General features: G+C 63.0%; 9 protein-coding genes. 4 read left to right on the top strand and 5 right to left on the bottom strand.

The window, feature by feature from the left end; all coding sequences use genetic code 11:
- Positions 1-255: 255 nt before the first annotated feature.
- Positions 256-2310, bottom strand: a complete 2055-nt coding sequence (gene tkt / locus TU80_RS22485) for a transketolase (protein WP_057005450.1) — start codon at positions 2308-2310, stop codon at positions 256-258.
- Between the two features lie 174 nt (positions 2311-2484).
- Between tkt and TU80_RS22480 the strand changes: the two genes are divergently transcribed.
- A complete protein-coding gene (locus TU80_RS22480; RefSeq protein ID WP_046383097.1) occupies positions 2485-2709 on the top strand; it encodes a DUF465 domain-containing protein in 225 nt (74 codons plus the stop codon).
- 174 nt (positions 2710-2883) lie between these two features.
- Here TU80_RS22480 and hglS read toward each other — a convergent pair whose 3' ends face one another.
- Complete coding sequence (hglS, locus tag TU80_RS22475) at positions 2884-4260, bottom strand: 2-oxoadipate dioxygenase/decarboxylase HglS (protein ID WP_057005449.1); 1377 nt, start codon at positions 4258-4260, stop codon at positions 2884-2886.
- Between the two features lie 195 nt (positions 4261-4455).
- Here hglS and TU80_RS22470 point away from each other — a divergent pair, with 195 nt between their 5' ends.
- On the top strand, positions 4456-7086 hold the full coding sequence (locus TU80_RS22470) for an MGH1-like glycoside hydrolase domain-containing protein (RefSeq protein ID WP_057005448.1): 2631 nt from the start codon (positions 4456-4458) through the stop codon (positions 7084-7086).
- Positions 7087-7272: 186 nt separating this feature from the next.
- Here TU80_RS22470 and TU80_RS22465 read toward each other — a convergent pair whose 3' ends face one another.
- Both TU80_RS22465 and TU80_RS22460 read right to left on the bottom strand, forming a co-directional pair.
- Complete coding sequence (locus TU80_RS22465; RefSeq protein WP_046383100.1) at positions 7273-7587, bottom strand: SCP2 sterol-binding domain-containing protein; 315 nt, start codon at positions 7585-7587, stop codon at positions 7273-7275.
- A 56-nt stretch (positions 7588-7643) separates the two neighbouring features.
- Positions 7644-8354: a histidine phosphatase family protein gene (locus TU80_RS22460; protein ID WP_046383101.1), complete on the bottom strand. Its 711-nt coding sequence runs from the start codon at positions 8352-8354 to the stop codon at positions 7644-7646.
- Positions 8355-8549: 195 nt separating this feature from the next.
- Here TU80_RS22460 and sohB point away from each other — a divergent pair, with 195 nt between their 5' ends.
- Complete coding sequence (sohB, locus tag TU80_RS22455; RefSeq protein ID WP_057005447.1) at positions 8550-9575, top strand: protease SohB; 1026 nt, start codon at positions 8550-8552, stop codon at positions 9573-9575.
- 54 nt (positions 9576-9629) lie between these two features.
- Here the strand turns inward: sohB and TU80_RS22450 are convergent, their stop codons facing one another.
- Complete coding sequence (locus tag TU80_RS22450) at positions 9630-11138, bottom strand: MFS transporter (RefSeq protein WP_057005446.1); 1509 nt, start codon at positions 11136-11138, stop codon at positions 9630-9632.
- A gap of 150 nt (positions 11139-11288) precedes the next feature.
- Between TU80_RS22450 and TU80_RS22445 the strand changes: the two genes are divergently transcribed.
- A complete protein-coding gene (locus TU80_RS22445; RefSeq protein WP_057005445.1) occupies positions 11289-12161 on the top strand; it encodes a LysR family transcriptional regulator in 873 nt (290 codons plus the stop codon).

Here is a 12161-nt window from a genome sequence, read left to right as displayed (position 1 = left end):
GGACTCTCGATTCCATGACATGGCCAGTTACCTCCTGGCCATGATTAATACATGTAAACGATGTCTCCGGTTTCAAACGTAAAGGATGTCTCCGGTCTGTACCGGGGCAAGCCCCCTCCCACATGGGAGAGTGGGGGCTCACCGCCGGCACCCGAGCATGAGCAAATGCCACTAACCCCGCCGATCAACCAAGGGAATGCGGTCAATGTGGGAGGGGGCTTGCCCCCGATAGCGGAGTGTCAGTCACCGTTGTGATCAATGTTCCTGCCGTTGGATCTGTTGCTTGGCCAGCTTCACCACATTCTCCACGGTAAACCCGAACTTCTCCTGCAACTTGGCCAGGGGCGCCGATGCGCCAAAGCTGTTCATCACCACTTTGGCGCCGGTCTGTCCGACATAGCGGTCCCAGCCCAACGGACCGGCCTGTTCCACCACCACCCGCGCGGTCACCGCTGGCGGCAGTACGCTGTCGCGGTAGGCGGTGGGCTGCTCTTCGAACAGCTCCCAGCTGGGCATCGAGACCACCTGCGCGGCAATGCCTTCGCCTTTGAGCTGTTCATACGCCGCCACCGCCAGGCTGACTTCGCTGCCGGTTGCCAGCAGGATGACCTCGGGGTGTGCGGCGCCGGCCAGCACATAGGCTCCCTGGGCGGCACCGGACGCGGCTGCGTACTGCGTGCGGTCCAGGGTCGGCAGCGGTTGGCGCGACAACACCATGCAGCTCGGCCGGTGGGTCTGGGCCAGCGCGATCTTCCACAGTTCCAGGGTTTCATTCGCGTCGCCGGGACGCAGGGTCAGCAACCCCGGCGTGGCGCGCAGTTGGCTCAGGTGTTCGATCGGCTGGTGCGTCGGGCCGTCTTCGCCGACGCCGATCGAGTCATGGGTAAACACGAACACCACCGGCAATTCCATGATTGCCGCGAGGCGGATCGGCGGCTTCATGTAGTCGCTGAACACCAGGAACGTCGAGGTGTACGGGCGCAGGTAGGACAGCGCCATGCCATTGGCGATCGCCCCCATGGCATGTTCACGGATGCCGAAGTGCAGGTTGCGTCCGCTGTAGTCGTCGGCACTGAAGCGTCCGGCGCCGTCGAAGGTCAGGTTGGTTTTGGTCGACGGCGACAAATCCGCCGAACCGCCCAGCAGCCAGGGAATCTGCCGGGCGAAGGCATTCAGCACCGCGCCGCCGGCGGCACGGCTGGCCACGCCCTTGGCGTCGGGGTCGAAGCTGGGCAGTTCAGCTTGCCATTGCTCGGGCATGTTCCCGGCGCGCATGCGTTGCAGTTCGTCGGCCAGTTGCGGGTCGAGGGACGCCAGGGTTTGCTGCCACTGTCGGTACAACGGCTCGGCCCGCGCGTGCAATGCATCACGCAACACCGTGCGCGCCTCCTCGGGCACCAGGAAGCTGGCGTCTTCCGGCCAGCCATACGCGGCCTTGGTCAGGCGGATCTCCGCCTCGCCCAGCGGCTCGCCATGGGCGGCGGCGGTGTTGTGTTTGTGCGGCGAGCCGTAGCCGATCACGCTGTCGACCACGATCAGGGTCGGCGCACCGGTATTGCGCTGGAAGGTTTCCAGCGCCGTGCTCAGAGCACTCAGATCGTTGGCATCGGTCACGTGCAAGGTGTGCCAGCCATAGGCCTGGAAGCGCTGGATCACGTCCTCGCTGAAGGCCAGTTCGGTGTGGCCTTCGATGCTGATGGTGTTGTTGTCATAGATCCAGCACAGGTTGTCCAACCGCAAATGCCCGGCCAGGGAGGCGGCTTCGCTGCTGATGCCTTCCATCATGTCGCCGTCGCCGCACAGGGTGTAGACGTTGTAGTCGAACAGCACTTGGCCGTCGCGGTTGAAGCGCTCGCCCAACCAGCGCCCGGCCATGGCCATGCCGACGCTGTTGGCGCACCCCTGGCCGAGGGGGCCGGTGGTGGTTTCTACGCCGGTGGTCATGCGGTACTCGGGGTGGCCTGGGGTCTTGGAACCCATCTGCCGGAACTGCTGGATATCGTCCAGGCTGATCGCCGGCAGCCCCGAGCGCTGGCCCTGGGCGTCGATCTCGACCACGCCGGCCAGGTGCAGCAACGAATACAGCAGCATCGATGCATGCCCCACCGACAACACAAAACGGTCGCGGTTGGGCCAGTCGGGATGCTCCGGGTGATAACGCAGGAAGCGACTCCACAGCGTATACCCCACCGGCGCCAGGCCCATGGGCGTGCCGGGGTGGCCGGAATTGGCCTTCTGCACGGCATCCATGGCCAGGGTGCGCAGGGTGTTGATGCATTGGGTGTCGACAGCGGTGGCGGCGTGATTCATGAAACCGGTCTCCCTCGGGTGGCGATCTACAGTGGAGGGCAGGGCGCGGCAAAGGTTTGATTCCATCGCCGGTGTAGCGACGAACGGAACTGGTTTGCCCGCAAACATGACAAGACCCCCTGGAATGGGCTAGCTTCAAGGGCGTAATCATTGATCAACTTGCGGAGGTAGGCCATGCCAGTGAAACACGACCTGTATCAGGACTTGGGTTTGAGCAAGGACGAAGTCGATGGACACCGGGCGAAAAATCCGCGTCTGAACGCGCTGTTTGATAAATACAACGCCGTCGACGAACTGGTGGTGAGCGCTGAAAAGGCGGCCGGCAGCGATGAGGAGCTGAAGAAGTTAAAGGAAAAACGCTTGTTGGTTAAAGATGAGATCAAGGGTTTGCTGGAGTAAAGCGCGCGATCCATTCACCCCGCAGGGAGCGCGTCAGTCGCTCCCTTGCACATTTTTTCAGATTTGGCTGAACGACATCCTTCCCTCCGATACTTATGATGCCCGCCGTCCACCCGGCTCTGGGGGGTTATAGGGCGCGAGGATTGCGCTGCTGAGCCGGGCGGGCAGTTTGTTTCAGGCCAGTAGCGTGTGAGTGCATTCATCCATCGAGCGTTGTTGCGTCTCGGCATACAGCGCCAACTCATCAAGGGTCTTGCGCCCCAGTGCCTGTTCGAATTCGGCCTGGTTCGAATTGGCTGCGTAGTGACTTTGCGCTGCATCCCCCAGGTTCGACTGGAAAATCCCCGCGGCACTCACCGGCAGAAAATCCTCATACACCAGCGGTTCTACATCGACGTGACCGGCGGCGATCAGCGCGTCCAGCGTGCGCGGTTGGTCGGCTTGGCCGCGTGCCGCGAGGCCTTTGTCGGTGGCGAAGTAGCGGAAGTAGGCCAGGCCTTGTTCGCGCATTTGTGTGTGGTCGTCCGGAAAGGCCTGGAAGTGCTGTTCCATCAAGTGCATGTAATGCGCGGCGTTGGCTTCGTTGGGGAAGGCGCCGAGTGCGTCGCGGGCGGCATTCAGCAGTTGGTCGTACAGCGTGCGGCCTTTGGGTGTGAGGGCGACGCCGCGTTGTTCGATTTCGCCGAAACGCGCGCTGTGGCTGCCTTGGGCGTCGGTGAAGGCGATGGTTTCGTCGAGGGCCTTGAAGCTGGTCTGGCGCAGCAGGATCGGGCAGTGGCGGCGCGGCGGGCCTTCGATCACGGCTTTGGGGGTGATGCCTTTGCCGGGCATGGCGGCCTGGACCTGGTCGATATCCAGGGTGCGCGGGGTCAGGTGGTTGATGTGCGGGCCCTTGAAGGCCACCACGTCGGCGATCAGGCGATGCTGGTCGCTCAGTTGCCGGTACTGCGCGGCGGTGACGGTGGCGGTGTGGTGCCAGCGGAAGGTTTCCAGGGCCTGGCGGATGAATGCCTCGGCGTCGTCAGCGTTGAGGCCGCCATCGCGTTCCGCTTGTTCGATCAGGGCGAGGGCGCCGGGGGTGAAGATCGAACGCTTGGCCAGGGCGGCTTCGGCGAAGGCGCGCAGTTCGGGGTTCTCGATCAGCTCCAGGCGCAGCAACGAGGTGAATACGCGAAACGGGCTGGTTTGCAGCGCGCATTCATGCACGGCGCGAAATGCGGTGGAATGCACCGGCACGCCGGCCGGGGTCAGGTCGTAGTAGCCCACCGGTTGCATGCCCATCACCGCGAACAGGCGGCGGATGGTCGCCAGTTCGGCGGCGGTACCCAGGCGAATGGCGCCGTGGCGTTCCATGTCCAGGCGCTGGATTTCGCCGGTCCGTTGCAGTTGTTGCGCCAGGCTCGGGTCGGCGTCGAGCACGCGGCGGTTGATGTCGGCCACTAGCTCCATCAGCGCGCCGTACAGGGGCACTTCATCGCGGTACATGTCGGACATGGCCTTGGAAAAGCCTTTGCGGATGTCGTCGGGGCTGATAAACGCGGTGCTGGGCATAGAAAAATTCCTGGCTGCGGTAAGAGTAATGAATGCCGTTACCCCCGATTCTGTTGGGCGCCGCAGGCCCGCGCAAACGAAGATTCCTCTGGACTTCATTCTGCAAACGAATGAGTGGGGTAAAACCGTCTTCATGTGCATCCCGCCGGGAATGGGTTCTACACTGGCCTTACGCGATGGCTGAGGGAGGATTGGATGAGCGCCACTATTGTGCAAACCACTGAAGGCCAGCGCCTGGCCGCCGATTCCGCCGAGTGCTGGCGCGAGTGGGGCCCGTACCTGAGCGAACGCCAATGGGGCACGGTGCGCGAGGACTACAGCGCCGACGGCGATGCCTGGCGTTACTTCCCGCACGAACATGCGCGCAGCCGCGCTTACCGCTGGGGCGAGGATGGCCTGGCCGGGTTCAGTGACAAGGCGCAACGCTGGTGCCTGGGCCTGGCGCTGTGGAACGAGCGTGACGCGATCATCAAGGAGCGCCTGTTCGGCCTGAACAACGCCGAGGGCAACCACGGTGAGGACGTCAAGGAACTGTACTTTTTCGTCGACGGTGTGCCGAGTCATGCCTACATGCGTATGCTCTACAAATATCCCCACGCGGCGTTTCCCTACGCCGACCTGATCGCCGAAAACGCCCAGCGCGGGCTGGCGGACGCCGAGTACGAAATCCTCGATACCGGCGTGTTTGAAGACAACCGGTATTGCGATGTCAGCGTCGAATACGCCAAGCACCAGCCCGACGATATCTTCATGCGCGTCAGCGTCCACAACCGCTCCGACCAGCCGACACGCCTGCAAGTGCTGCCGCAGGTGTGGGCGCGCAATGATTGGAGCTGGACCGTCGGCGCGCCGAAACCGCAGTTGCGGCTGGACGGCGAGCGCGTGCTGGCGCGGCATCATGAATTGCCGGACCGCCACCTCAGCGCCTGGGGTCAGGACGGCGTCGAATGGCTGTTCTGCGAAAACGAAAGCAACGCCCCCAAGCTGGACGGGCAACCGGCGCCGGGGCCGTTCAAGGATGGGATCAACGATTACGTGGTGGCGGGGCAGGAAACCGCGATTCGCCGCGACAGCGGCACCAAGGCGGCCGCGCGTTTCGTCCTGGAGTTGGCGGGTCTGGAGCGCAAAGTCGTGTATCTGCGCTTTGCGCCCAAGGACGCGCCCGAGGTCAATGCGCGCAAGCTGTTTGAACAGCGCCGCCAGGAAGCCGATGACTTCTACGCCGCGTTGCAGCAGGGCATCGCCGACGCCGACGCGCGCAATGTGCAGCGCCAGGCCCTGGCCGGTTTGCTGTGGTCCAAGCAGCTCTATTATTTCGACGTGAACCAATGGCTCGACGGCGACCCGACCCAACCCGCGCCGCCGCCCGAACGCCTGCAACGGCGCAATAGCCATTGGCGGCACCTGTCCAACTTCGACATCCTCTCCATGCCCGACACCTGGGAATACCCGTGGTACGCCTCCTGGGACCAGGGCTTTCAGGCGGTGGCCATGGCGCTGATCGATCCGGGGTATGCCAAGCAACAACTGTTGCTGCTGGTGAAGGACCGCTTCATGCACCCCAACGGCCAGTTGCCGGCCTATGAATGGCGCTTCGACGACGCCAACCCGCCGGTGCATGCCTGGGCCTGTTGGCGGGTGTATCAGCAGGACAAGGCGTTGACCGGCGTCGGCGACATGGATTTCCTGGAGCGGATCTTCCACAAGTTGCTGCTGAATTTCTCCTGGTGGGTCAACCGCAAGGATGCCGAAGGGCGCAACCTGTTCCAGGGTGGGTTCCTCGGCCTGGACAATATCGCCTTGTTCGACCGCTCGGCCGCACTGCCGCCGGGCTACCAACTGGATCAGGCCGACGGCACGGCGTGGGTGGCGGCGTATGCGCTGGACCTGATGCGTATCGCGCTGGAACTGGCCAAGCGCAATGTTGTGTACGTCGATATCGCGGTGAAGTTTTTCGAGCACTTCCTGTATATCGCTGGCGCGATCAACCGTGTCGACGACAGCGCCGAGGGCCTGTGGGACGAACAGGACCTGTTCTTCTACGACGTACTGCACCGTCCCGACGGTCAGAACGAACCGGTGCGCCTGCGTTCCATCGTCGGCCTGATGCCGCTGTTCGCCGTGCTGGTGCTGGAACAGCGCGAGCATGAGGGCCTCGAAGGCTTGCGTGAGCGGCTGTTGGGCTTCATGCACCACCGGCCGGACCTGGCCAAGCTGGTCTCGCGCTGGAACGAACCGGGGCAGGGCAATCGCCTGTTGCTGGCGTTATTGCGCGGCGAGCGCACCAAGGACTTGCTGCGGCGCATGCTGGATGACGATGAGTTTCTTTCGGCGTTTGGCGTGCGCTCAATGTCCAAGGCCTTTGCCGAGCAGCCCCTGGCGCTGAAGATGAACGGCGACACGTTGTGCGCGCGTTACCAACCCGGTGAGTCCGATTCGCGTCTGTACGGCGGCAATTCCAACTGGCGCGGGCCGTTGTGGATGCCGGTGAATTACATGCTGATCGAATCGTTGCGCGAGTTTCATCGGTACTACGCGGATAACTTCTCGGTGGAGTATCCGACGGGCAGTGGTTATCTGTCGTCCCTGGAGGAAGTCGCCGACAGCCTCAGCCAGCGTCTGAGCCGATTGGTCCTCAGGGATGACAATGGCCTGCGTCCGTCGATGGCCGGGTATGCGCAGTTGGAGGCGGACCCGGCCAGCCGTGATCTGGTGTTGTTCCATGAGTATTTCCATGGGGAGACTGGGCGCGGGTTGGGGGCGTCACACCAGACGGGGTGGAGTGCGTTGGTGGCGTTGCTGTTGCATGTACCGTCCATGCCTTGAATCGGGTAAATTCGCCGCCCCGAGTTTTACAAGGATGTAGATCATGGCGAACGCTGCCATCCCCCACCAGATTTGGAGCAGTTCAAGAAAGTCGACGCCGCTGATCGCTGATCGCCGGCCGAGAAACGACAAATCCCGCCATTGGCGGGATTTGTCATTTCAATGCGTGCGTTACAGCCAGCGTTCTCAGGAAGGGAACAGATCGCTCAGCTTCATCGCCAGCATCATGTCGCCTTCGGTGCGCAGGTTGCCGCTCATGAAGGCCTGCATGCCGTCGGTTTCGCCGCTGACGATGCCTTTCAGTGTTTCGCCGTTCATGACCAGGGTCACCAGGGCGTCTGGGTTTTCGCCTTTCTGCAGTTCACAGGTGCCGTCTTTGACGATCAGCGAGAAGTGTTCGCTGTCATCGATACAGAAACCGAATACCAGGTCCAGGCCGGCAGCAGCGGCTGGGTTGAATTTGGCTTTCATTGCTTCTACGGCTTTAGCTACGTCAGTCATGGTTTCGATCCTTTAGGGTAGAGTCCAGCGACCTTGGGGTCACGGTTGGCCGCACTTCATCGGAAAGTGATGAGCTGCGGCGCCTTCAACAGTTGCAAGTGGGTATGACTGTTGAAGGAAGCCAGTGCCACCTCGCGACCGCGGAATTTCAGCTGGTTGAGCGAGGTGTTAACAATTTGCCAGTTCAGTTCGAAGGCCTGGGCGGCCGGCATCCGGGTAATCAGGTGGAGCAGGGCAGTAATAGTGCCGCCGGAGGTAAACACGGCGATCTTGTGCGTGTTGTCGGCCGCTTCCAGCAGACGCTGCAGGCCACCCTGGACGCGCTCGACAAACCCCAGCCAGCTTTCCAGCCCCGGCGTATCGTAAGTGCCGGCCACCCAGCGCTCGATGATCAGGGCGAAGATGCGCTGGAACTCGCTGCGGTTCTGCGCGGCGTTGCGCAGGATGTCCAGGGCGTCGGGTTCGCGGGTGAGCAGGTCGGGGAGCAGGGCGCGGATGATCGCGTCGGCGTCGAATTCGTTGAAGGCGCTGTCGACTTCCAGGGCTGGAACCGCCAGGCCGAGGGCGCTGTATTGATCGAATGCGGCCGTGGCGGTGTGCTGCTGGCGGCGCAGGTCGCCGGCGACGCAGCGGTCGAACGTCATGCCCATGTCTGCCAGGTGGCGACCGAGGATTTGCGCTTGTTCCACGCCGACGGGCGACAGGACGTCATAGTCGTCTGCACCGAAGGAGGCCTGGCCATGTCGAATCAGATAGATGCTGCCCACGTCCGTTTTCCCGGTACGTTGAAAGTCTGGCGAGGTTATGAGGATGCCTGCGAGCTGTCAATGAAAAAACATACGCTTGTTTTAAAAGCGTGTTAGAGCGCCTGCCTGCTGGCGGTTTGAGCACTGGCTCCCCGGCGGTCCCGTCGGTATGCTTGGGCGATCCGCGCCTGGCGCCGTGCATTGTTAAGGAGACACATGGATTTTTTGGCTGAATACGCGAGCTTTCTGGCGAAGACCGTCACCCTGGTGGTCGCGATTCTGGTGGTACTGATCAGCTTCGCGGCACTGCGCAGCAAAGGTCGTCGCAAATCGGCTGGCCAGTTGCAGGTCAGCAAGCTGAATGATTTCTACAAAGGCCTGCGCGAGCGCCTTGAATCGACCGTGCTCGACAAGGATCAGCTCAAGGCCCTGCGCAAGTCTGAAAGCAAAGCCGAAAAGAAGAACAGCAAAAAGAAACCCGAGGCCAAGCCACGGGTGTTCGTGCTCGACTTCGACGGCGACATCAAGGCCTCGGCCACCGAGAGCCTGCGTCATGAAATCACTGGCTTGCTGAGCCTGGCCACGCCCAAGGACGAAGTGGTGCTGCGCCTGGAAAGCGGCGGCGGCATGGTTCACAGCTACGGGTTGGCGTCGTCGCAACTGGCGCGGATTCGCCAGGCGGGCGTGCCGTTGACCGTGTGCATCGACAAGGTCGCGGCCAGCGGCGGCTACATGATGGCGTGCATTGGCGAGAAGATCATCAGCGCACCGTTCGCGATCCTCGGTTCCATCGGGGTGGTGGCGCAGTTGCCCAACGTCAACCGCCTGTTGAAAAAGCACGATATCGACTTTGAAGTGCTGACCGCCGGCGAATACAAACGCACCCTCACCGTGTTTGGCGAAAACACCGATAAGGGCCGGGAGAAGTTCCAGGAAGACCTGGACATCACTCACCAGTTGTTCAAGAACTTCGTGTCGCGCTATCGCCCGCAGCTGGCGATCGACGAAGTGGCGACCGGGGAAGTGTGGCTGGGTGTTGCAGCCCTTGACAAGCAACTGGTCGACGAGCTGCAAACCAGCGACGAATACCTGGCCACCAAGGCCAAGACCGCCGAGGTATTCCACCTGCATTACTCTGAGCGCAAGAGCCTGCAAGAGCGCGTGGGCCTGGCGGCCAGCGGTTCGGTGGACCGCGTGCTGCTGACCTGGTGGAGCCGGTTGACCCAGCAGCGGTTCTGGTAAGCCTTTTTGGGGTATAGCTAATACCTGTGGGAGGGAGCTTGCTCCCTCCCACATTTAGTTCGGTGTGGGTATCGGCTTGCGCATCAGCCTCCCCACCACCAGCGCTCCGAGCAATCCCAATAACCCTGCCACCCACAACACCCCGCTGAACCCGTCCACAAACGCCTGCCGCGCCAGCGGTTGCAGCCTCACCCGCGCCGCCTCGGGCACCAGGTTCAGCGCCGCCGGCATATCACCCGCCACCACCCGCGAAGCGATTCCCGCCACCTGCGCCTGCCATTGCGGGTCGATACTTTCGCGCAACAACTGTTCGCTGTGGCTGCTCAGCAGTGCCCCATACACGCCAATCGCCAACATGATCGCGCTGAAACGCATGGTGGTGCTCATGCCCGAGGCCATCCCCGCACGCTCCCGTGGCACGCAGGCCATGATGTTTTTCTGCGTATCACCGTTGAGCAAACCGGCACCGGCCCCGGTGACTGCAATCGCCAGGGCGAAGGGCAGGTAGCCGCCGACATTCAGCGCCCAGGCGCTCAACAGGTTGCCGCAGCCGACGAGGGTCAAACCGCTGGCCATCATGGTCGCCGGCGCCAAGCGTTGCGCCAGGCGTGCGCCGATCCGTGGGCCAATCAGCATTGTCAGCGCGAACGGCAGCATGCCCAGGCCCGAGGCAATCGCCGAAAAGCCCAGGCCGTTCTGCAGGTAAAACGGCAGCAACGTCATCATCACCTGGGCGCAGCCGGCGTAGGCGAACATGCCCAGCAGGGCGCCGATAAAGCGCGGGTGACGGAACAGTTGCAGGTCGACCATCGGCCGCTGCTGCAGCCGCTCGACCAGCACGAAAACGCCCAGGAGCAACCCGCCACCGAGCAGGCGCGCGTAGGTCAGCGGGTTGTCCCAGCCGATGCGGTTGGCCTCGATCAACCCCCAGATCAAACACAGCAGGCTGGCGCTGAATGCCAGGCTGCCCCACGGGTCGAGCCGCGCAGCCAGGGTATCGCGGGACTCGGGGATGGCGTGCAGCACCAGCGCCATCAACCCCAGGCCCACCGGCAGGTTGAGGTAGAAAATCCAGCGCCAGCCCAGGTACTCGGTGATCAAGCCGCCGAGGGTCGGTGCGGCGGTCATTGCCACGCCCATGCACGCGCCCCAGAACGCCCAGGCCTTGGCCCGCTCCACTTCGTCGTGGAAGGTGTGGCCAATGGAGGCGAGCGCCGAGGTGAGCAGCAGCGCGGCGCCGACGCCTTTGACGGCGCGCGCGATATCCAGCCACAGCGCGCTGGGCGCGGCGCCGCAGCCGAGGGAGGCGAGGATGAAAATACCCAGGCCCCAGATCAGGCTCCTCTTGCGGCCGAAGCGGTCGGCGACGCTGCCGGCGGGCAACAACAGCGCGGCGAAGGCGAGCATATAGGCGCTGACCACCCACTCGATATCCGCGAAGTTGGCCCCCAGGTCGCGGGCGATACTCGGCAGGGTGACGGCGACGATATTGGTGTCGAGCACGATCAGCGAGCAGACGCCGGAAGCGGTCAGCAGTGTCAGGCGTGGACTGACCCGGCTCATGCTGTAATTACCCTACAGGCAATATGGAAAAGGCAGTTGACGGACATCGCAAGGGCTCTCTACTGTTGAAGTACCTTGAGCTTATCCCCGCACGCTGCTGCCTTTGTTAGCCACGGCGAAGCACTTCATTACCTTTGAGCTAATCTTCGTATGGACATCCGCCATTTTCGCTACTTCCTGGCCGTGGCCCGACAGCGCAACTTCACTCGCGCCGCCGAGCAGTTGGGCATCGCCCCGCCGACCTTGAGCCGGCAGATCCAGGACATGGAAACCAGCCTGGGCACGCGCTTGTTTATCCGTCAGCAGCGCGAAGTCAGCCTGACCGAAGCCGGCGCGGCGCTGCTGGTCGAGGCCGAAGCCACCGTGCGTCAATTCGAATTTGCCCAGCGCAGTGCCCAGCGTGCCGGGCGTGGCGAGACCGGCCACATCGAATTGGGCTACGTGGCTTCGGCGGTGTATTCCGGGGTGTTGCAGCGACAAATGCACGGGTTCAGCCAGGCGTTTCCCGACGTCAGCGTGAACGTGCGCGAATGTGCGATGGCGACCTTGCCCGGCGCGGTGGCGGATGGGCGCTACGACATAGGCTACATCCGTTCGCCGATGACGTTGCCCGACGGCGTGGAGGCGGTACGCCTGCACCGCGAAGGTTTCGTGCTGGCGCTGCCCCAGGATTCCTGGTTACTGGGCTTGAAGGGCATCGGTTGCGAGCATCTGCAAAACGAGACGTTTATCCTGCCGGAGCAGATCAGCGGCACGTTGCACGTCGCCGCCCAAGGCGGTTATGCGCCGCGCCTGGGGCCGCAGCCGGGCGGGTTGGTCGCGGTGGTGGCATTGGTGTCGTTGGGGCAGGGCGTGGCCGTGGTGCCGGCGTCGGTGGTCGGGCATGTGAGTCTGCCGGGCGTGGTCTATCGCAGTATCCAGGGCAGTGAGGCGGCGTCGTGGCTGTCGTTGATTCACCGGCGCTTCGAGCAAGCGCCGGCGGTGGCGCGGTATATCCAGCAGGTCAAGCAAGCGCCAGCCTGA

It is taken from the genome of Pseudomonas veronii (assembly GCF_001439695.1).
Taxonomy (GTDB): Bacteria; Pseudomonadota; Gammaproteobacteria; order Pseudomonadales; family Pseudomonadaceae; genus Aquipseudomonas; species Aquipseudomonas veronii.
The sequence above is the reverse complement of the archived record's forward strand: the minus strand, read 5'-3'. Positions and strand labels throughout refer to the sequence as shown.

Excerpts from the sequence above, each read along its gene's own strand:
- TU80_RS22470 (WP_057005448.1), top strand. The coding sequence starts at position 4,456 with ATGAGCGCCACTATTGTGCAAACCACTGAAGGCCAGCGCCTGGCCGCC.
- sohB (WP_057005447.1), top strand. The coding sequence starts at position 8,550 with ATGGATTTTTTGGCTGAATACGCGAGCTTTCTGGCGAAGACCGTCACC.
- hglS (WP_057005449.1), bottom strand. The coding sequence starts at position 4,260 with ATGCCCAGCACCGCGTTTATCAGCCCCGACGACATCCGCAAAGGCTTT.
- TU80_RS22450 (WP_057005446.1), bottom strand. The coding sequence starts at position 11,138 with ATGAGCCGGGTCAGTCCACGCCTGACACTGCTGACCGCTTCCGGCGTC.
- TU80_RS22445 (WP_057005445.1), top strand. The coding sequence starts at position 11,289 with ATGGACATCCGCCATTTTCGCTACTTCCTGGCCGTGGCCCGACAGCGC.
- TU80_RS22480 (WP_046383097.1), top strand. The coding sequence starts at position 2,485 with ATGCCAGTGAAACACGACCTGTATCAGGACTTGGGTTTGAGCAAGGAC.
- tkt (WP_057005450.1), bottom strand. The coding sequence starts at position 2,310 with ATGAATCACGCCGCCACCGCTGTCGACACCCAATGCATCAACACCCTG.
- TU80_RS22465 (WP_046383100.1), bottom strand. The coding sequence starts at position 7,587 with ATGACTGACGTAGCTAAAGCCGTAGAAGCAATGAAAGCCAAATTCAAC.